We start from the raw sequence: 20,177 nt of genomic DNA, 5'->3' as shown, positions 1-20,177 counted from the left end.
CGGGATTTCGCCCCCTCCCTCCCCCGGCACGACGCCCCCCTCGTATGCGGTGCGCGCTCGACAACCGAGCGCAGGCATCGGCGGGGGCGGGCCCGCCAGCCGATACCGGCCGAGTGTCAGGGGTTCGCGCGGCTGCGCAGGGAGTGGACGGCCGCGAGGATGCCCTTCTTGTCGTAGCTGCTGGTTGGCAGAGTGGCGCCATGCGCGTGGCGGATGATGCCGTCCGGGTCGACGAGGAGGGTGCCGGACTGCTGCATCGAACCGAAGACTTTGCGGGTCAGGCCGACCGCCTCGTGCGGAGTTCCCGCCGGGCCGACGAGGACGGGGAACGGGATGCCGTTGTCGGTCTGCCACGCCAGGCCCGCGTCGCGACCCTCGGGCACCATGACGAGGACACGGACGTCGGCGGCGTCGAACTCGTTCCGGTGCGCGATGAGATCGCGAACATGCCGGTTGCACATCGGGCACGACGTCGACCGCATGAAGTACAGCAGTGCGCTGTGCGCTCCGCGGTAGTCGGACAGACGCCAAGCCTGACCGGCGGTGTCTTCGAGTTCCAATTCCGGCGCGGGGGATCCGGAGGTGAGCATGGCGGGACTTCCCTTCGATTCGGGAGGGCGGTGGTCGTTCGATCGATGGCCGCGGAGTCGCTGTCGCGTCCGGCGGCAGCCGAGGTCACGGATGGTGGCGGAGGCTGTGCCGGATCGCGGCGCGGGCGCGGTGGAGCTGGGATTTCATCGCCGCGACGCTCAGGCCGAGCGCGTCGGCGGTCGTGCGCCCGGGGTAGCCGAGCACATCGCGCATGATCAGGACTCTGCGCTGGAGATCGGGTAGCACGGCGATCGCCTGAGCGAGCTCGTCGGCGTCGAGCCTGCGCAAGACTTCGTCCTCGGCGGAGGCGACGACGTCGGCGTCGGCAGCGGTCTGCGGTCCGGGGTCGAGCAGGTATCGGGCGCGCCGCAGGCATTCGTTGCGAACGATGCGGAACATCCACGACGCGAGGGCTGTCGTGGCGCGCAGCGTCCCGATCTTGCGATACAGGGTGATCAACGCTTCTTGGGCGGCCTCTTCGGCGTCGTCGGAGGACGCGCACAGGTGGTGCGCGAAGCGCCGCACGTGCGGATGGGCCCCGTACACGATCGCGGAGATCGCTTCCTGGTCACCGCGCTGGGCCGCTGCCACCAGCTGCTCACCGGCCCACCCGCGTTCCACTCCGCTCACCTCCTCGACCGTCCGACGCGGTGTCCGACGATTGCGGTGCGGAGAGGACCACGCGGACATCCACCCTGGTCCTTCGTCTCGGTTCGATTGTCACGACCATAAGAGCGTCCCCGCCCGAGAAAGGATTCGAACCGGTGCCAGCGCGCCGGACTATCGAGAGTTGCCGACCGCGCCGCCGCACGTCGAGCACGCGTTCACGACCGATACTCCTGCACGTAGGTCGTATCGACTCCCAACGCTCCGATCCCCGTCGCGCCGCCCGGCTGCCCGAGCGGCGTTGGCCGTCCGGGCAGCGGCTCGCTGAAGAACCGCGCGTTCTCGAGGACGAACTGCTCCTGCCCGGGCGGAATGTCATCCTCGAAGTAGATCGCCTCGACCGGGCAGACCGGTTCGCAGGCCCCGCAGTCGATGCACTCGTCGGGCTGGATGTACGCCATCCGATCGCCGACGAAGATGCAGTCGATCGGGCACTCCTCGACGCAGGCCCGATCCAGCACATCGACGCAGGCGGCACCGACAACGAACGTCACGATCTTCTCCTCTGCTGTTCCTGTGGCCCGCGACCTGGGGCGTTCATGATCTTTGCGCTCGCTCGCGTCGGCGGGTAGTGGTCCAATGCCGATCACCCCATAAGGCGGCCTTATGCGGTGGCGATCGCGCTCGGGACCGCCGCCGCGCAGCCATGCCACGGCGCGCCTCACAGCGGACAACAGCGCGTCGGGGCCGTGGCGGCGGCGACCGGGAAATCCGGCCGGGCCCGCGCTCGAGGGATACCGTCGGCGGTATGGACAAGGTGACGGCATTCCACGATCTGCACCATCGCGCAATCCCGCTGGTGCTGCCGAACGCGTGGGACTTCGCGTCGGCGGCCGTGCTGGCCGCCGAGGGGTTCCCGGCGATCGGCACCACCAGCCTGGGTGTCGCGGCCGCCGCGGGCGTGCCCGACGGCACCGGCGTCACCGGTGCGGAGACCCTGGCGCTGGCGCGGCGGCTCTCGCGGCTCGCCGTGCCGGTGACCGTCGACATCGAGGGCGGCTTCAGCGACGAACCGGGCGAGGTCGCGGAGTTCGTGGCGGCGCTCGACGCGCTCGGCATCGCGGGCGTCAACATCGAGGACGGGCGCGCGGACACCGAACTGGCCGACCCCGAACATCAGGCCGCGCTGATCGCCGCGATCAAGGAGCGCACGCCCACGGTGTTCGTCAACGCGCGGGTCGACACGCACTGGCTCGGCATCGACCCCGAGTCCACGCTGGAGCGGGCGGGCCGGTACGCGCGGGCGGGCGCCGACGGGCTCTTCGTTCCCGGACTCACCGAGCCGGACGCGATCCGGCGGATGGTCGCGTCCGTGCCGCTCCCGGTCAACATCCTGTACTCCGTCGGTGGCCCCACGGTCGCCGAGCTGGCAGAGCTCGGTGTGCGGCGGATCAGCACCGGCTCCCTGCTCTACCGGGCGGCGCTGGCGGCGGCCGTCGACGTGGCGGACGCGGTGCGCGCGGGACGACCGGTCGCCGCGGGCATCCCGAGCTATCGCGACATTCAGGCGAACTCGTTGCCGTGAGGTGGCGCGCCCACCGAAATCCACACTCCCCCAACGGCGCCCACCAACGCGAAGATCATTTCTGCCGAAATACCGCGCACGCCATGCAATTTCCCCGAATCAACCCCGCCACACACCGATCCGACGGAGGGGAACGCACACACCCACGAATCGGCGAGCGCGACAATCTGAAACAATCCCGAACACCATTTCTGATGCGCCTACATGTAAAACTGTGATGCCGGTCTCTTTCGGAAGCATCCGAGCCCTCCAAGGCGGGTCACAGCGGCGCAAATATGGATCTACCTGGTATTTCATCGCAATCACGCCACGCCTATCACGGCCCGATAGCGACCCGCGACAACCGCGAAACCTCGCAAATCGTTCCGGTGAACGAGACCGTTACCACAATTATTCAGTGATCCGGGACACATTTTCGTTTAGGAATCACATCGGCGCGATTACCCATTTCACGGGCCTCAACTGCGCGAATGCCGACATGTACGACCGAGCGTTCTGACAACTCGGACGTTATTGCCACGTGATCTGACGAGATTGATTCGTTATCGTCGGTGACGGCCCGATCGAACACGACGGGCTCGAGCTCGAACCGCCGAACACCGGCAACCCTGTCCCGCGGTTCGAGACCCCCGACATTCACTGGGGACAGGGACTCGACCGATCGCTGGTCGAGCCGGCGGGCGCAGTCAGGAATACCACATGTCTCAGACCCGTAAGTTCAGCACCCGTGCCGCCGGCTTCACCGTTGCCCTGGGCGCCCTCGTTGCCGTCCCGTTCGGTCTGGCAACGTCCACCGCTTCCGCCTCCAGCCACAACTGGGACGCCGTCGCCCAGTGCGAGAGCAGCGGCAACTGGTCGACCGACACCGGTAACGGCTTCTCCGGTGGCCTGCAGTTCACCGACAGCACCTGGGCCGCCAACGGTGGCTCCGGCGATGCGTCCAACGCGAGCCGCGAGGAGCAGATCCGCGTCGCCGAGAACGTGCTCGCCACGCAGGGCGCAGGCGCTTGGCCGGTCTGCGGCGCCTACCTCTGAGCGTAACGCCGACTTCGACGGCCCTGTCACCCGCCCGGGTGACAGGGCCGTCGCGTTATTTACGCACCACGCGCTCGCCCTGGCCCGGTTTCCAGATCGTGATGGCGAGCTGATCGTCGGCGATCTCCACGCACGACGCCCCGGTCAGGTCGGCGACATAGAAATGGTCGAACTCCTGGCCGCGGATATCGAAACCGCTCTCCTCGAACAGGTTCTGCGCGAACCGCGCGTGCAGGTCGCGGTCCGGCAGATCGGTGACGGCACCGAACAGCTTCGCGTCGCCGTCGCCGACCATCGTGTCCACCGTCGCGGTGTGCAGGCAGAACCGCGGGTCGCGGGCGAGGTCCTTGAACTTGGTGGTGCCCGGCATGCCGACGACGACCAGCATGCCCTCGAAGATCCTCGGCTCTACGGGACTGATCCGCGGCGAGCCATCGGCCCGGAGCGTGGCCAGCATGCACAGGTTGCCGGTCGCTTTGTGGCGGCGGCGGAAGACGGTCGAGATCTTCGGCGCTTCTTCGGTGAACTGGGTCCAAAAGGTCATGCCGGGCACGCTACGCCCGAAACCTGACAGATCGCGTCAAGGTTTCCGGCTAGTCTTCTGGGTATGCGAGCGAGTCGACTGGTGCAGCTGTTGTTGCTGCTCCAGACCAGGGGGCGGGTCTCCGCGCCCGAGCTGGCGGCCGAGCTCGAGGTGTCGGTCCGGACGGTGTACCGCGACGTCGAGGCGCTCTCCGCGGCGGGCGTCCCCGTGTACAGCGAGCCCGGCCGCGGCGGCGGTGTCCGGCTCGTCGACGGCTACCGGACCCGGCTGACCGGCCTGACCTCGGAGGAAGCCGACGCGGTGCTACTGGCCGGGCTGCCCGACGCCGCCGCCGACCTCGGTCTCGGCACCGTGCTGGCCACGGCGCAGCTCAAAGTCCTCGCGGCGCTGCCGCCCGAACTGCGCGGCCGGGCGACCAGGATCGCGGAACGGGTGCACATCGACGCGCCGGGCTGGTTCCACCGCCCCGAGGACACGCCGACCCTGGCCACCATCGCCGACGCGCTGTGGCACGACCGCAGGCTGGCCATCCGTTACGGACGCAAGGACGGCGAGGTGCGCAGGCTGCTCGACCCGCTCGGGCTGGTGTCCAAGGCGGGCACCTGGTACCTCGTGGCCCGTCAGGGCGCCGACATTCGCTCCTACCGGGTGAGCCGGATTCTCGAGGCCGCGCCGACCGGCGAATTCTTCGGCAGGCCGGACGATTTCGAGCTGGCCGCGCACTGGGCGGCGGCGCAGCACGAGTTCGCGCGGTCGATGCTGCGGGTGCGGGCGCGCTGCCGGATCGACGCGAAGCACGTGCGGCTGCTGCGACTCGGCTTCGAACCCGCCGCGGTCGCCGAGGCGCTGGCCTCGATGAGCGAGCCGGACGCCGAGGGCTGGGTGGCCGTGACGCTGGCCGCCGAGTCGTATCCGGTCCTGATGCACGGGATCCTGCCGCTCGGCGAGCACGCCGAGATCCTCGATCCACCCGAGCTGCGCGCCCAGCTCGCACGCACCGCGGCGGCGATGGCGGACCGGTACGGTGCGGCGTCGATCTGATTCGGCACCGATTCCACGCGGCGACGAACCGATACAGCACCGCGGCGGCGGCCGACCGCTACCGCGCGGCGCCGATCTGACGCGCCACCGAATCGACCCGGTGACAGACCGACACAGCACCGAATCGACGCAGTGCGGATCTGACGCCGCGCCACACCCGCCGCGTCCACCTACCGGAGGAGCTGCTCGCGCGGATCGTCACGGTGCGCGATTCCGCCGTTCACATGGGCTTCGTGGACCGCGCCGAGAGCGAGCGCGTCCTCGCCGATCTGGTCGTTCTCGTCGATCGGGTGCTGTCGATTCGCCGCGGGCTCGGCCAGGACGCCGACTGGGCCGCCTTCTGGTCGCCGAAGCATCTCGAGCGAGCCGACACCATCCGGTGCGAGCGCGCCGCACCGGTCGCGGAGCTGATCGAACTCAGCGAGGACAACCTCCCGCTCCTGCTCGCCGACGCCGACGCCGACCCGCTCGAGGTCAACCGACACGCGCGTTCCCGCCGACCGAGGCCCGCGGGAACGCGCGTCGGATCAGCGCACGTCGCGGAAGAAGGCGCGCACGTCGGCGGTCAGCAGGTCCGGCGCCTCCATGGCGGCGAAGTGGCCACCACGGTCGAACTCGGTCCAGCGCACGATGGTGTGCTGTTCCTCGGCGATCGGGCGGATCGACAGGTCGCCGGGGAAGATCGCCGCGGCGGTCGGGACGCCGGAGTTCTTCGCCGCGCCGCCCCACGCCTCGCCCTCGCCGTACAGCCGGATCGAGGAGGCGAAGGTCTTGGTGAACCAGTAGAGGCTGACGTTGGTGAGCAGCGCGTCGCGATCCACCGCGTCCTCGGGCAGCTCGATGGCCGGGTTGGTCCAGCGCTGGAACATGTCCACGATCCAGGACAGCAGGCCCGCTGGCGAATCGTGCATGCCGATGGCCAGGGTCTGCGGGCGGCCCGCCTGCACCATGGCGTAGCCGTAGCGCGTGAAGCTCTCCTCGCCGGTCAGCTTCGCCAGCTTCGCCTGGTCCTCGGGGCTGTATGCGGAGTGCCCGCCGCCCCAAGCCGCCCCATCGCCCGCGCCCCAGGATTGACCGCCGCCCTCGCTCTTCGCATCGTCCCAAGATCGGTCACCGCCCTCGGCCGCACCCCGGGACTGCGCGCCCCCGTCACCGTAGGCACCGCCGTGGCCGGCCTCGCTCTTCGCACCGCCCGACGACTGGTCGCCGCCCGCGCCCCGGAGGTGCACGCCCTCGTCACCGTCCGCACCACCGTCGCTGGTCTCGCGCTCCGCACCACGCGACGACTGATCGCCGCCCGCGCCCCAAGACTGCGCGCCGCCGCCCTTCGCACCCGAGGACTCCCCGGACCCGCTCCCGTCGGCTGCTTCGCCGCCCCAAGACGCACCGCCGTCGACCGCTTCGCCGTCCCAGGATTCGGCGTCCCAGGACGGCAGCGTGATCGGTCCGTTGACGTGGATGCCTACGACGTGATCGGTCGCGATGCGCCCCAGCTCGGTGGCGACGAAGAAGCCGGCGTCGCCACCTTGCGCGCCGTACCGGTCGTAGCCGAGTCGCGCCATCAGCTGCGCGACCACCTGCGCGTAGTGCTCCGTGGATCCCTGCCCCACCTTCGGTCCGACGCCGGAGAAGGCGAAGCCGGGCAGCGACGGGACGACCAGGTGGAACGCGTCGGCGGGGTCGCCGCCGTGCGCGCGCGGATCGCTGAGCGGGCCGAGGACGTCGAGGAATTCGATGAACGTGCCGGGCCATCCGTGGTTGAGCACCAGCGGCAGCGCGTCCGGCTCGGGCGAGCGTACGTGCAGGAAGTGCACCCGTTCGCCGTCGATCTCGGTGACGAACTGCGGCAGCTCGTTGAGCCTCGCCTCCACGGCGCGCCAGTCGTAGCCGGTGCGCCAGTACTCGGCCAGCGGCTTCAGGTAGGAGACCGGCATGCCCTTGTCCCAGCCGACGCCGGGCAGCTCCTCGGGCCACAGGGTGTCGGCCAAGCGGGTGTGCAGCTGGTCGAGCTGTGCCTGCGGAATCTCGATGCGGAAGGGGCGGATGTCCTGTTCGGTCGTCATGTGAGCCACGCTAGGAGCCGCTTAGGACAGTTCCATTCCTAAGTGGATGGCATTCTCTTCTCATGTTGGAGACCTCGGCGCGGCTGCTGAGACTGCTCGCGCTGTTGCAGACCCACCGGGACTGGACCGGGGCCGAACTCGCCGAGCGGCTCGGCGTCACAGGTCGCACGGTCCGCCGCGATGTGGACCGGCTGCGCGAACTCGGCTACCCCGTGCACGCCACGCGCGGGACGGCGGGCTACCGGCTTGGCGCGGGCGCGTCGCTGCCGCCGCTGCTGCTCGACGACGAGGAGGCCATCGCCGTGGCGGTCGGATTGCGCGGCGCCTCCGACGGGACGGTCGCGGGCATCGAGGAGGCGGCGCTGCGCGCGCTGTCCAAGCTGGAGCAGGTGCTGCCGCCGCGGCTGCGCCACCGCGTGCGCACCTTGCGCGCCGCCACCGTCCGGGTCGGCGCGCCCACGGTGACGGTCGAACCGGACACACTCATGGCCATCGCCGACGCCTGTCAGCGCAGGGAGCGGTTGCGCTTCGACTATCGCGCACACGACGGGTCGACGGGACCGCGGGAAGTGGAACCGTACAGTCTGGTGCATTTCAGCCGCCACTGGTATCTGGTCGCCTGGGACGTGGTTCGCGCCGACTGGCGCACGTTCCGGGTGGATCGGCTCACCCCGCGCACCCCCACCGGCCCGCGCTTCACACCGCGCGAACTGCCGGAAGGCGATGCGGCGACCTATCTTTCGATGCGGCTGTCCGACCGCGCCTGGCCCTGGCGTGCGATCGTGCTGCTGCACGCCTCGGCCGAGGACGCCGGTCCCCGAATCTGGCCGGGCACGGGCGTCGTCGAGGCCGTGGACGAACACCGCTGCCGCTTGCACGTCGGTGCGGACACACCGGAGGCGCTGACCTGGATGATCACTTCCGTCGATCTCGACTTCACCCTGGTGAGCGGACCACCGGAGCTCGTCGCGGCGCTACGCGCCCAAGCCACCCGCTGCACCGGCGCGGTGCGGGACTTTTCCGCCTGAGCGCGGTGCGGTCCGTCGGACCAGGCGCGGTGCCGTCCGCCAGGCCGAGCCCGGTGCCGTCCACCAGACCAAGCCCCGTGCCGTCCACCAGAGCGAGCGCAGCGGGGTCCATGAGACCGAGCGCCGTGCGGTCCGTCAGAAGAAGGTGTGCACCAGGTCGACCACGCGCGGGCGTGCGGCGTCCGCGTCGTCGACGACCGGGATGAGGCGCCACTTGTCGAAGGCCGTGCACGGATGAGAGAGACCGAGCCGCACCACCGAGCCGACCGGCAGATCGTCCACCGTGCCGCCGGGCAGGCGCACGAAAGCGTGCTGATCGTTGAGCGCGCTGATCGTCGCGCCGGATGGCAGCGACGAAGAATCCCGTCCCGCGACATAGTGCGGGACGGGAAGACCCAGATCGAACGGCATGTCGCGCTTGCCCGCATCGAGCAACGCGAGCTCCGCCTCCGGACGGGAGACGGTGCGGGCCCACACGTGCATGGCCGAGCGCAGCGGCCGGTCGGCGCGGTCGGCGGCGAGCGGGGAGATTCCCGCGTAGAAGCCGTCGTCGTGGATCAGGTAGGCGCCCGAACGCAGCACCACCGTGGTCGGAATGCCTTGTGCCCCTTGCTCGTCCGCGAGCTCCGCCAGATATTCGACCACCAGGTCCTGATAGGCGCTGCCGCCCGCGGTGACGATCGCGCGCCCTGCATAGCGTCCGGCGTCCGCGAACGCACGGTGCAGCCGGACGAGCTCGTCGAGGTAGCGGCGGACCGCGGCGAGGCCCTCCGCACCGCGATCGTGGGCCAGTGCGGCCTCGTAGCCTCCGACACCGGCGAGCGTCAACCGGCGCGACCGCTGGACCGCGTCGGCGACCGCGTGCGCGTCCGCACCGGTACGCGCTCCGGTGCGTCCGTGCGGGCCGCCGAGCTCGACCACGACCGGAACGCGGGCGGCGTCCGGCTCGCCCGCCAGGATCTCGTCCATCAATGCCACGGCGGCCACGCCGTCCACCCAGCAGCAGAACTCGAAATCCGGATCGCGCGCCAACTCCGCTGCCACCCAGCGCAATCCGACCGGATCCACCAAGGAGTTCGCGAGCACGATGCGCGACACCCCGAACGCGCGCGCCAGCTGCACCTGCCAGACGGTGGCCAGCGTGATGCCCCAGCACCCGCTGTCCAGCTGCTCGGACCACAGCTGCGGCGCCATGGTGGTCTTGCCGTGCGGGGCCAGTCGCACACCCGCCGCACGAGCCCAGTCGCCCATCACCGAGAGGTTGGTCGACAGCGCGTCCCGATCCAAGGTCAGCAGCGGGGTCTCGAACTCGTCGAGGAACGGCTCGGTCGCCAGGAACTCGCGGGCGGTCCGCCCCCACGCGCCGGGCGGCAGCCCTTTGTGCTCCGGACCGAGGACCCGATCGGACAGTGCGGCAACGGCTTTCTCGTCGATCGCCACGGTGTTCCTTCCTTCGGGCCCGCGCCGTCGCGAGTCCGCGTCGTCCGGACCTGTGCCGAGAGGGCGTCGCGGCGGCCACACGAAAAGACGGCCGGTCGTGGTCCGTGCCTCGACTCGTCGCGAAACAAACTTCGCGTCGCGACGTTTCGGCAACCCCGAGTTGTGCCTTTCCCGAGTTACCTACCCCGAGTTACGCAGCGCCGTGGCCAGGCCGTTCATCGTCAGCAGGATGCCACGTTTGACCAGCTCCGAGTCGTCACCGGCGCGCAGCCTGCGCAGCAACTCGACCTGCATCTGGTTCAACGGCTCCAGGTACGGGAAGCGGTTGTGGATGGATTCCGCGAGCGACGGGTTGTCCGCGAGCAGCTCGTCGTACCCGGTGATGGCGGCGTGCATGCGCAGGGTCCTGGCGTGCTCGTCGCGGATCATGCCGAAGATCTGTTCGCGCAGCGCGACGTCGTCGACCAATTCGGCGTAGCGCGCGGCGATGTCGAGATCGCTCTTGGCCATCACCTGCGCCAGGTTCGACAGCACCGTCCGGAAGAACGGCCAGCGCCGGTACAGGTCCGACAGCGTTGCCAGCCGGTCCGGGTCGCCGGCGACCCATTCCTCCAGTGCGCTCCCGGTGCCGTACCAGCCGGGCAGCATCACCCTGGCCTGGCTCCAGGACATCACCCAGGGGATGGCGCGCAGGTCGGCCACCGAATTGGTGGGTTTGCGGGAGGCGGGCCTGCTGCCGATGTTGAGGTCGCCGACCTCCGCGACGGGCGTCGACTGCCGGAAATACTCGACGAAGCCGGGAGTCTCGTGCACCAGCCGCGCATACGCGGCGCGCGCCCGCGCGGCGAGATCGTCCATGAGTTCGTAGGACGGTTCGGCGTCGGCACCGAGCCCCTCGACATCCAGCAGCGTCGACTCCAGGGTGCCCGCGATGAGCGATTCCAGATTGCGGTGCGCCGCACCGGATTCGGCGTACTTGGCGGCGATCACCTCGCCCTGCTCGGTGAGCCGCAGCGAACCGTGCACCGCGCCCGCGGGCTGGGCGAGGATGGCGTCGTAGCTGCGGCCGCCGCCGCGACCGACAGTGCCGCCGCGACCGTGGAAGAGCCGCAGGCGAATTCCCGCCTTGCGGGCCACGTCGACCAGATCCAGCTCCGCGCGATACAGCGCCCAGTTCGCGGCCAGATAGCCGCCGTCCTTGTTGGAATCCGAGTAACCGAGCATGACCTCCTGCCGCATGCCCTTGGCGGACACCAGTTCTCGATATACGGGCACCTCGAGCGCCGCCGCGAGCGTGTCCGCGCCCGCGCGCAGATCCTCGATGGTCTCGAACAGCGGGACGATGTTCGCCGAGCAGTGCGGCGGGCCGTCCGGCTCGCCGGGATCGAGCAGTCCGCCCTCCTTCAGCAGCAACGCCGCCTCCAGCATGTCGCTGACCGAGGTGCACATGCTGATGATGTAGTTCGGCACGGCCTCCGCGCCGAAGGTGCCGACCACCTCGGCGGCCGCCCGCACGATCGCCACTTCTCCGGCGGCCAGATCGCTGAGCCGGGCGTGCGGGCCGAGCAGCGGCCGCCGGGTGCGCAGTTCGGCGGCCAGCAGTTCCACCCGTTCGCTCTCCGGCAGGCTCGGGTAGTCGGCGTGTACGCCCGCCCAGGCCAGCAGCTCGGCGACGACCTGCTCGTGCACCTCCGAGTTCTGCCGCATGTCCAGGCCCTGGAGGTGGAAGCCGAAGGTCTCGACGGCGTGGCGCAGTGACGCGAGCCGGTCGTCGGCCAGCAGGCCGTCGCCGCTGGCCCGCAGCGAGGCGTCGACGGCGTCGAGATCGTCGAGCAGCGCCCGCGGCGTGGGATACGGCGACGCGTCGGCGTAGGGAATGCCGTCGGCGGGCAGCGCGCCGAGCGCGGCGGTCGCGGTGACCGACAGCCGGGCCCGAATGGCATGCAGCGCACGGCGATAGGGCTCGTCGGCGTGGGCGGCCGGATCGGCGTAGCCCGCCGCGGCCAGCGCGGCCACCTCCGGCGTCACCTGGACGAGGCGCGCGGACTGCGACAGCGTCTTCTCGAGCTCGACCAGGTCCCGCAGGTAGCGACCGAACGCCACCCCCGCGGCCTGCGCGGCCGCGTGCCGCACCACGTCGGCGGTGACATTGGGATTGCCGTCCCGGTCGCCGCCGATCCAGGAGCCGGGTCGCAGGATCGGGCGGTCGAGCAGCTCCACGCCCGGCCAGCGGGAGCGCAGCGCGGCGCGCACCTCGGCGTTGATCGCCGGGATCACGTCGAGCAGGGTCAGCTCGTAGTAGCGCAGGCCGACGGCGATCTCGTCCTGAATCCGCAAGCGCGCCAAACGGATCAGGGCCGTGCGCCACAGCGAGAGCACCTGGCGGCGGATGCCGAGCTCCAGGTCGGCGCGCTCGGGCTCGGTGTCCGCGTAGCGCTGGCGCCTTCGCATCAGCTCGGTGATCTTGGTCTGCCCGTCGAACACGGTGCGGCGGCGCGTCTCGGTGGGGTGCGCGGTGATCACGGGCGAGACCAGCGCGTCGGTGAGCAGATCGGCGACCTCGGCACCGGCCAGCGCGGCGGCGTCCAGTTTGCGGTAGGTGGCGGCCAGCGAGGACTCCTGCGGCGGCTCCCCCGCCGTCGTGTGCGCGGCGCGGCGGCGATCGCGCTGGATGTCCTCGGCCAGGTTGGCAAGCAGCACGAAATAGGTGAAGGCCCGGATCAGCGGCAGCGCCACCGCGATGTCCACCCCGCCCAGCATCTCCGCGACGGCGCTGCGCCCGACCTCCTCGCGCCGCACCCGGAACGCCTCGATGCGGACCCGCTCGATCAGGTCGAAAACCTCGGGACCCTCGTGGTCGCGGATGGTGTCGCCCAGCACGCCACCCAGGAAACGGATGTCATCGCGCAGCGGCCGGGTCGCGTCCTGTTCGGTCTCGATCCGCGGATCACTCATGCCTACACCTCGCTGACGCTCGGCTCCGGCATGCGCGAAGCACGCTGACACACGGTTCGCTCACTTCGTTCGCTCACGGCATCGACCCTACTGCCGCAACCGGACGAACAGCGGTACGAAGTGCCCGAATCACACTTGCCGCACAGCTCCTCTCGCGGCCGTCGAGGGGCGAGACACGACGAGTTCGCGCAGGTAGCGTGGGCGGCACGACGGTACCGAACCGGAGGATTCTCATGGCCGACCAGCCCCCGAGCACTCCCGCCCGGCTCAGCTTCACCGGCCGGTTCACCCACTTCGGCGCCACCAGGTTGAACGCGGTCACCAGGCTGCAGGGCCGCCTGCACAGTCGGCTCTACGCCCGATTCGGCGGCACCTGGTTCGGCAAGTGGCTGGGACGGCCGGTGTTCCAGCTGACCGTGCGGGGGCGCAAGACCGGCGCACCGCGGTCCGTCGTGCTGATGTACGTCCCGGACGGCGACGATCTGCTGGTCAGCGGCTCGTTCGGCGGACACCCCGAGCCGCCGAGCTGGTGGCGCAATCTGGTCGCGGCGGGCGGCGGCGAGGCGCGGGTCGGTCACGAGTCCTGGCCGGTGACCGCGCGGGTGGTAACCGATGCGGACGAGTACGCGGCGCGCTGGCGGGTGCTGGTGGACCGCGTTCCGGATTTCGCCACCTACCAGGCGCTCAGTTCGCGGCGGCTGCCGATCGCGGTGCTCACCCGCACCGCGGACTGACCTCTCCCGCGTCGCTAGAGCGAGCGGATCACCCGCGCCGGATTGCCCGCCGCGAACACGCCGTCGGGCAGGTCGCGGGTCACCACGCTGCCCGCTCCCACCACCGTGTTCGTGCCGACCGTGACGCCGGGGCAGACGATGACGCCGCCGCCGAACCACACGTTGTCGCCGATCGCGATCGGCGCCGCGGACTCCCAGCGCTGCCGCCGCGCCTCGTGATCGGTCATCGGATGCAGGGCGGTGAGCAGCTGGCAGCGCGGTCCGATGGAGACGTCGTCGCCGATGACGATAGGCGCGCAGTCGAGCAGGACGGCGTCGTAGTTGAGGAAGCTGTTGGCGCCGATCTCGATGAGATAGCCGTAATCGCACTGGAATCGGGGCATGATCCAGGACCCCTCCCCGAGCTTGCCGAGCAACTGCCGCAGCACCTGCTCGCGCCGCTCGGTCTCCTCCGGGCCGGTCCGGTTGAACTCGTCGCAGAGCGACTGCGCGCGCCGGCGCTCGGCGACGAGTTCCGGATCGCTGTCCTCGTACAACTCCCCGCTCAGCATCCGCTGCTTGTGCTCGCCCACCTCGACCACGCTAGCCGAGCGGGCGCGCCCGGCCGCCTCAGCCGACTTCGCGCGCCGCCAGATGCGGCGCCGCCAAGCGGTGCATCAGCACCTGCTCCAGCAGGCCGACGAGCACCTCCTTGACCGAATCACGCTGGCGCGCATCGCATTCCAGGATCGGAATCCAGTCGTCGAGACCGAGCGCCTCGCGCACCTCGTCGAGCTCGAAGCGTGGGCCGAGCTCGAAACGGTTCACCACCACGACGAACGGGGTGTTGTGCTCCTCGAAGTAGTCCAGCACCGGATAGCAGTCCTCGACGCGGTCGGTGTCCACCACGATCACCGCGCCGAGCGCGCCGTCCACCAGGTCGTCCCAGAGGAAGACGAAACGGTCCTGGCCCGGTGTGCCGAACAGGTACAGGATGAGCGAGCTGTCCAGTGTGATGCGGCCGAAGTCGAGCGCCACGGTGGTCTGCGATTTGTCCGCGCGGTGGCCGGGATCGTCGACGCCGACCGCCACCTCGGTCATGGCGGCCTCGGTGACCAAGGGCTCGATCTCGGAGATGGCCCCGATGAAGGTGGTCTTCCCGACGCCGAAACCGCCGCTGACGACGATCTTCACCGACGAAGGCATGGCCGGGTCTGCGGGAGGTACCCGCAAGTCAGAGTGCCCGTACAAGATCCCTGATCCTCTCGATGGCTGCGGTGGAGAGCTCCGGTGCGTCACGGACGGTGACGTGGCCCGCGGTCGCGAGATCGCTGACGATCACTGTCGCGACGCCCACCGGCACCCGCAGCGCGGTGCCGATCTCGGCGATGGAATGGGGCCGCTGGCACAGCACCACCACGGTGCGCTGTTCGAAGCGCAGCGGGGCCGAGAGCGCGGCGGGCGGCGACTGCACCAGGGTTTCGATGCGCAGGCCGTCCAGCAGCGGGGTGGTGCGCCCCGCTGTGACGACGAACGGACGCACGAAGTCGTCCGCGCCTGCGACAGGTTCGGCCGGACGGGTCGGTGCGAGACGGCTCGGGTCGAACCATCCGAACGACTCGGTCACCGGGATCATCCGCGGGTCCGGCAGCCGCGGCCGGTCCGGATCTCTCATCTGCGCAACGTCTCTCGCAGCTCGGAGATCAGGGCCGGATCGAGCAGGGCGCCCGCCCGTTCGGCGAGCACCGCCATCTCGTAGCCCACCAGTCCGACGTCGCAGCCGCCCTCGGCGATCACGCCGAGGCAGCTGCCGTCACCGAGCGCGGAGACGAGCAGGAAGCCGCGCTTCATCTCGATCATGATCAGTTTCAGGCCGTCGAACTCGTAGCTGCGCGAGGCGCTTCTCGCCAGGCTGGCCAGTCCCGACACCATGGCGGCCAGCCGATCGGCTCCGGTGCGGTCCAGGCCCTCCGACATAGCGATGAGCAGGCCGTCGGAGGAGACCGCGACGGTGTCGCGGACGCCGTCGGTGTTGCGGACGAAATTGGCCAGCAGCCAGTTGAAGGTGTGCGGGTCGGCGGTCTGTTGCAGGTGTGTGGTCACGGGCTCCCCTTCGCGGTGGTCATTGCTCTGCGGTGGTCTGGGCCAGATCGACGTCGTACGTGACGTTCTCGGCCGGGTCGGCGGGGCGGCGGGCGGGCGCGCCGCCGCGTTGGTGCCCGGTGCGGAACGACGACAGCATGCCGCGCACCTCCTCCGGCGATCGCTCGACGGCCGGGGCGACGGGCGGGCGCGGGGCCGACGGGCGCTGCGTCGCGAGGGCTTCGGCGGAGCGAGTTCTTTTGGTGCGCTTGACGAGTCCGTTGCGGGTGCGCTGCTGCACCGGCGGCTGCGCGTCGCCCGGTGCGGTGCGGAACCACGGGGATTCGCCGGCGGCGGCGTGGGCCGGGCCCGGTCCTCGGCCGTTCCCATTGGATGCGTGGCGGGCACGATGGTCGCGCTCGTTCGATCCGGACTCGTGTCCTGCGGTCGCCTCGCGGCGCGCGTGCGACCCGAGGGCGGGATCCGAGCGGAATTCCCCTGTCGTGTCGATCGTTTCGATCGGCGAACGCGAGACGTGCGTGGCGGCTCGTCGCCCGTGGTCGGGCGCGCCGACGCCGTTCGTGCGGAACTCCAGTGACGCACCGGGCAATTCGCGGGGTGAGCCGGACGGGGCCGACCACTGGGCGGACAGCGGTGGTCCATCGGTCGCCGCACCGTCGCGGGCCGGCCCGAATCCACTCGATGCTCCGACGAGTTCGAGAGACGAGCCCGCCACATCCGGTTCCGGGCGAAGAACACCGTTTCGCGCCGCCGCGCCGCCTGGCGTCGCGGGCGGATTCTGCTGCCCGCCGAGGAGTTCCGTCGGCAGCAGCAGCCGGGCCACGACGCCGCTCACCGGCGCGATCGTCAATTCGACGTCGATGCCGAGCCGGCCTGCGAGCCTGCCGACCACATAGTGCCCGAGGTAGCGGGTCGGAGCGACCAGGAAGTCGCGGTCGCCGCGCAGGCGGGCGTTGGCCTCGGCCAGTTGGTCGGGGGGCAGGCCGACGCCGTGGTCGACGACCGCGAGCAGGTAGCCTGCGGCCACTTTGCGGCCGTAGATCTCGACTTCCAGATCCGGTGGGGAGAAGGCGAGTCCGTTCTCGATCAGCTCGGCGAGCATGTGCGCCAGTTCGCTGACCACCGCGCCCGCGATCGAGACGTCGTCGATCCGGCGCAGCACGACCCTGCGGTAGTCGTCCACCTCGGACAGGCCGGCGCGGATCACGTCGGTGAGCGCGATCGGTTCGGCCCAGCGCCGCGGGCTGGCCTCGCCGACCAGCACCAGCAGGCTCTCCGCGTTGCGGCGCATGCGGGTGGCGAGGTGGTCGAGCTCGAACAGATTCGACAGCGCCTTGGGATCGAGCTCCTCGCGCTCGAATTCGCTGATCAGCCCCAGCTGACGGCGCACCAGGTTCTGGTTGCGCCTGGCCAGGTTCGCCATCGACTCGGTGCTGTTGCGGCGCAGCAGCGCCTGTTCCGAGGACAGGTCGTAGGCGGTGGCCTGCACCCGGTCCAAAGCGGTGGCGACGGCGGCGATCTCGACGGCGGCGCCGGGCGGCGTCCGCACCGGCTGCGGACGGGGCGGCTGCGTGTCGCCACCGGCGTGCCAGGCGGCGATCACCTCGGGCAGCCGCCGCCCCGCCACATCGTCGGCCTCGGCGGCGAGCGCGGCCAGCGGGCGCACGATGGCGCGCACGCCCGCCACCACCAGCACGATCTCGATCGCCATCGCGATCAGCGCGGCGATCAGGAACCCGGCGAGAGTCACCGCCGCCACCTGCCGCAGTTCGGCCGCGCGCTGGCGCACCGCGTCGCCGACCGTCTGCTGCACGGCGCGCTGCTCGTCGATGACGGCCGTCATCTGCGCCCACCAGAGGCTCGGATCCACCGACCGCACCAGCGGGCCCGCGCTGGAATCGATGGCGACGCGCTCGGATTCGGCCGCCCGCATCCCGTCGGCGCCGCGCATCGCGGCATCGAGCAGGTCGCGCTGCGCGGTGGTGGCGTCGCGCGCGAACGCGGCCAGCCCGGCCTGTTTGGCGGCGCGGATGTCGAGGAACTGGACGTATTCGCCGGGATCGAAGCCGTCGGCGGCGAAGACGCCGTTGAGGAAACCGCGCTCGCGCGCCGTCTGTTCCTTCGCCTCGCCGAGCGCGTACAGCGCGAGCAGACCGTGCCGCACCTCGGCGTCGCGCGCCTGGTCCAGGCCGAGCCGCGGACGGTTCAGGGCGTCGATCGCGTCGGTGTAGAACTGGAACGCGGCCGCCCGCCCGATCCGGCCCGCGTCCACCTGGGCGCGGACCGCGGGCAGGCCGGCGAGCTGACCGACCGCGGCGCGGATCTCACCGGAACCGTCCGCACCGCCGGACAATTCGGCATCGAGCGCGCGCAGCGCCCGGTCGGTCGCCCCGCGCTGATCCGCGACGGCCTGGTACAGCCGGACGTCGCCGCCGAGCAGGCCGTTGCTCAGACCGCGCTCGCGCTGCGTCTCGTGCAGCAGGTCCTGCACCACCAAGGCGAGCGAGACTGCGTCCACCGTGTCGCCACTGCGCTGGAACGCCTGGATCTCCCTGGCGAGGGTGATGCCGAGCAGCGTGAGCACCAGGGTCAGCGAAACGAACAGAATTCTGGCCAAACGGCCACGAATAGTGCGCGGCCGAACTATTCTGCCGACACCGGACGCATCCGGTGTGGCGGCCGAAACCGTTGCCGCGCCGCCTGCCTGCGGCCTCCAACGCACACGCACCACCCCGTTCCTCGCGAACAGCGACCGCGACGATTCGGGGACGAATGCGCGGAATCAGGAGCAAGCTGTCACAGCGCGCGGGCGGTGTCAACGCGAAAATCCGACAAATCGGACGCGAGCAGGCATTCTAAACATGCTGGTAATCCAGTATTTTCGCGGTTTCCATCCGCTCACACCGCGCCGCACCATACGGTGACCGCCGCCCCTGTGAATCACGCCATGCCGACGGCCCAGCAAACCGCGCGGAATGCTTGGAACCGCACCGCGACAATGCCTTCGCATACCGCACTGGATCCCGCTGATACCGCACCAGCACCGTCGAGCGTCGCGACGGCGCCTGCCGAGCCGTGCGGGTGCCGTGAAACACCGCACCCGCGCCTGCCGACATCCTCGATTACCCGCGTCGGCGCCGTCGTAAACGCGTCAGCGCCTTCGAAAATCACGTCGGCGCTCCCGAACACCGCGCCAGCTTACGAACAACCGCAGCAGCACCTACGAACACCGCGCCAGTGCTCACGAACAACCGCGCCAGCGCTCTCGAACACCACACCAGCGCTTACCAACAACCGCACCAGCACTTACGAACACCGCACCAGCGCTCACCAACCACGGCGCCAGCGCCTACGAACACCACACCAGCGCACGCGAACAACCACGCCAGCGCTCTCGAACACCGCGCCGAGGACTCAGCCGACCGCGTCGGCGAGGATGCCGAGCACGGCGTCCGAGGCGTAGAACGGTTCGAGGCGCTCCCGGATCAGCTTGGCCAGCACGCCGTTCCGCTTCGCGCCCTCGATCACGGCGGGACCGTAGCGCAGGATCTCGGTGGCGATGTCGTCACCGGAAAGCCCGAGCTCCGGAAGCATGGCCGCGAGCGTGTAGTCGCCGTACTTGGCGTAGAACACCTCGACGCACTCGTCGACGAGCAGGCCGAAGTACTCCTTCTCGCGGGTGGTCACCGCGATCTCGTAGCACAGCAGCACCAGCTCGTTGAGATCCTTCTGGGTCAGATATTCGCGCAGGCCGCTGACCGGCTCGTCGGCGTGCAGATCCCAGAACTCCATGGCGGCCGAGTGCACGGGGGCGTCGCGCAGCATCTCGCGGATCGCGTTGTTGGTGCGCTTGAGCGCGAACATGGCGCCCTTGCCCGCGAGATCGCCGACGAACGTGCCGTCGGCGGCCTTCCTGGCACGGTTGGCGGCCGACTGGCCCAGCGACATCAGCGAGGAGACGCCGGGGATCTTCTCGGCGCGCTCCCGGTTGGCCTGCACGAAATCGTTGATCAGCTTGTCCACGAACTTCGAGGCCACGGTGGCCACCAGCGGGCTCTCGGTGAGCCGGTCCAGGATGCGCTCCTGGGCCTGGTGCATGCCGAAGAGCTTCTCCAGCACCGCCTCCACCGGTTCGCGCTCCACCACCTCGCCCAGGGTGTAGTCGTGGTTGGCGGCGATGTGGTCGTAGATCGAATCGGCGAACACGCCGACCATGTCGGCCAGCACGGGGCTGCCGCCGACCAGGTCGACGACCGCCGCCACGGTCTGCTTCGCCTGGTCGAGCTCCACCACCTCGCGGAACAGCAGTGTGTCGGCCACGCCGAGCACCGCCTCGACATCGCGCGCGACGACCTCGGCGAGACGGTCACCGGTCACCTCGGCCAGCAGGAATTCCACCTGAGCATCCAGGAGCCGTTCGGCGATCTCACGCGGCTCGGTCATCGTTTCACCCATTCATCTCGGTCCGGCTCA

General features: G+C 70.1%; 19 protein-coding genes. 5 read left to right on the top strand and 14 right to left on the bottom strand.

The genetic code is table 11. From position 1 onward, the window contains the following. Positions 1–116: 116 nt before the first annotated feature. The 3 genes from AC3EO7_RS24605 to fdxA all read right to left on the bottom strand — a co-directional run bounded on the left by AC3EO7_RS24605 (position 117) and on the right by fdxA (position 1,751). Entirely contained in the window at positions 117–590 is a 474-nt protein-coding gene (locus tag AC3EO7_RS24605) for a peroxiredoxin family protein (protein WP_431970762.1), read from the bottom strand. A gap of 85 nt (positions 591–675) precedes the next feature. Then, a complete protein-coding gene (locus AC3EO7_RS24600; RefSeq protein WP_431970761.1) occupies positions 676–1,221 on the bottom strand; it encodes an RNA polymerase sigma factor in 546 nt (181 codons plus the stop codon). Positions 1,222–1,415: 194 nt separating this feature from the next. Then, on the bottom strand, positions 1,416–1,751 hold the full coding sequence (gene fdxA / locus AC3EO7_RS24595) for a ferredoxin (protein ID WP_431970828.1): 336 nt from the start codon (positions 1,749–1,751) through the stop codon (positions 1,416–1,418). 254 nt (positions 1,752–2,005) lie between these two features. Here fdxA and AC3EO7_RS24590 point away from each other — a divergent pair, with 254 nt between their 5' ends. Together AC3EO7_RS24590 and AC3EO7_RS24585 are read left to right on the top strand one after the other, a co-directional pair. Further along, complete coding sequence (locus AC3EO7_RS24590; protein ID WP_431970760.1) at positions 2,006–2,782, top strand: isocitrate lyase/PEP mutase family protein; 777 nt, start codon at positions 2,006–2,008, stop codon at positions 2,780–2,782. A 699-nt stretch (positions 2,783–3,481) separates the two neighbouring features. Continuing rightward, a complete protein-coding gene (locus AC3EO7_RS24585) occupies positions 3,482–3,817 on the top strand; it encodes a transglycosylase family protein (RefSeq protein WP_431970759.1) in 336 nt (111 codons plus the stop codon). A 55-nt stretch (positions 3,818–3,872) separates the two neighbouring features. Here the strand turns inward: AC3EO7_RS24585 and AC3EO7_RS24580 are convergent, their stop codons facing one another. After that, positions 3,873–4,361, bottom strand: coding sequence for a pyridoxamine 5'-phosphate oxidase family protein (locus tag AC3EO7_RS24580; protein ID WP_431970758.1), 489 nt, complete (start codon positions 4,359–4,361; stop codon positions 3,873–3,875). A 63-nt stretch (positions 4,362–4,424) separates the two neighbouring features. On the opposite strand from AC3EO7_RS24580, the gene AC3EO7_RS24575 reads away from it, so the two are divergent. Beyond that, positions 4,425–5,402: a helix-turn-helix transcriptional regulator gene (locus AC3EO7_RS24575; RefSeq protein ID WP_431970757.1), complete on the top strand. Its 978-nt coding sequence runs from the start codon at positions 4,425–4,427 to the stop codon at positions 5,400–5,402. Positions 5,403–5,572: 170 nt separating this feature from the next. Here AC3EO7_RS24575 and AC3EO7_RS24570 read toward each other — a convergent pair whose 3' ends face one another. Beyond that, on the bottom strand, positions 5,573–5,887 hold the full coding sequence (locus tag AC3EO7_RS24570) for a hypothetical protein (RefSeq protein ID WP_435592489.1): 315 nt from the start codon (positions 5,885–5,887) through the stop codon (positions 5,573–5,575). 42 nt (positions 5,888–5,929) lie between these two features. Beyond that, positions 5,930–7,465, bottom strand: a complete 1,536-nt coding sequence (locus tag AC3EO7_RS24565; protein ID WP_435592488.1) for an epoxide hydrolase family protein — start codon at positions 7,463–7,465, stop codon at positions 5,930–5,932. Positions 7,466–7,527: 62 nt separating this feature from the next. On the opposite strand from AC3EO7_RS24565, the gene AC3EO7_RS24560 reads away from it, so the two are divergent. Next, complete coding sequence (locus AC3EO7_RS24560) at positions 7,528–8,493, top strand: helix-turn-helix transcriptional regulator (protein ID WP_435592487.1); 966 nt, start codon at positions 7,528–7,530, stop codon at positions 8,491–8,493. Between the two features lie 135 nt (positions 8,494–8,628). Here the strand turns inward: AC3EO7_RS24560 and AC3EO7_RS24555 are convergent, their stop codons facing one another. Both AC3EO7_RS24555 and ppc read right to left on the bottom strand, forming a co-directional pair. Next, the gene (locus tag AC3EO7_RS24555; protein WP_435592486.1) at positions 8,629–9,933 is read right to left on the bottom strand and encodes a type III PLP-dependent enzyme domain-containing protein; all 1,305 of its coding nucleotides are present in this window, start codon (positions 9,931–9,933) and stop codon (positions 8,629–8,631) included. Between the two features lie 180 nt (positions 9,934–10,113). Next, complete coding sequence (gene ppc, locus AC3EO7_RS24550) at positions 10,114–12,888, bottom strand: phosphoenolpyruvate carboxylase (protein WP_435592485.1); 2,775 nt, start codon at positions 12,886–12,888, stop codon at positions 10,114–10,116. A 233-nt stretch (positions 12,889–13,121) separates the two neighbouring features. Between ppc and AC3EO7_RS24545 the strand changes: the two genes are divergently transcribed. Further along, positions 13,122–13,622, top strand: coding sequence for a nitroreductase/quinone reductase family protein (locus AC3EO7_RS24545; RefSeq protein WP_431970751.1), 501 nt, complete (start codon positions 13,122–13,124; stop codon positions 13,620–13,622). A gap of 14 nt (positions 13,623–13,636) precedes the next feature. Here the strand turns inward: AC3EO7_RS24545 and AC3EO7_RS24540 are convergent, their stop codons facing one another. The 6 genes from AC3EO7_RS24540 to AC3EO7_RS24515 form a co-directional block, all read right to left on the bottom strand. After that, a complete protein-coding gene (locus AC3EO7_RS24540; protein ID WP_435592490.1) occupies positions 13,637–14,173 on the bottom strand; it encodes a sugar O-acetyltransferase in 537 nt (178 codons plus the stop codon). 58 nt (positions 14,174–14,231) lie between these two features. Beyond that, positions 14,232–14,807, bottom strand: coding sequence for a GTP-binding protein (locus tag AC3EO7_RS24535; protein ID WP_431970750.1), 576 nt, complete (start codon positions 14,805–14,807; stop codon positions 14,232–14,234). 28 nt (positions 14,808–14,835) lie between these two features. Continuing rightward, complete coding sequence (locus AC3EO7_RS24530; RefSeq protein WP_431970749.1) at positions 14,836–15,276, bottom strand: DUF742 domain-containing protein; 441 nt, start codon at positions 15,274–15,276, stop codon at positions 14,836–14,838. Then, positions 15,273–15,704, bottom strand: a complete 432-nt coding sequence (locus AC3EO7_RS24525; RefSeq protein ID WP_431970748.1) for a roadblock/LC7 domain-containing protein — start codon at positions 15,702–15,704, stop codon at positions 15,273–15,275. The genes AC3EO7_RS24530 and AC3EO7_RS24525 overlap by 4 nt, the downstream gene beginning before the upstream one ends. A gap of 19 nt (positions 15,705–15,723) precedes the next feature. Continuing rightward, positions 15,724–18,321: a sensor histidine kinase gene (locus tag AC3EO7_RS24520; protein ID WP_435592484.1), complete on the bottom strand. Its 2,598-nt coding sequence runs from the start codon at positions 18,319–18,321 to the stop codon at positions 15,724–15,726. 797 nt (positions 18,322–19,118) lie between these two features. Beyond that, positions 19,119–20,147 (bottom strand): hypothetical protein, encoded by a 1,029-nt coding sequence (locus AC3EO7_RS24515; protein WP_435592483.1) that lies wholly within the window; start codon positions 20,145–20,147, stop codon positions 19,119–19,121. Positions 20,148–20,177: the final 30 nt, after the last annotated feature.

It is taken from the genome of Nocardia sp. bgisy118 (assembly GCF_057708605.1).
This window is presented reverse-complemented; position numbering and strand designations above follow the sequence as displayed.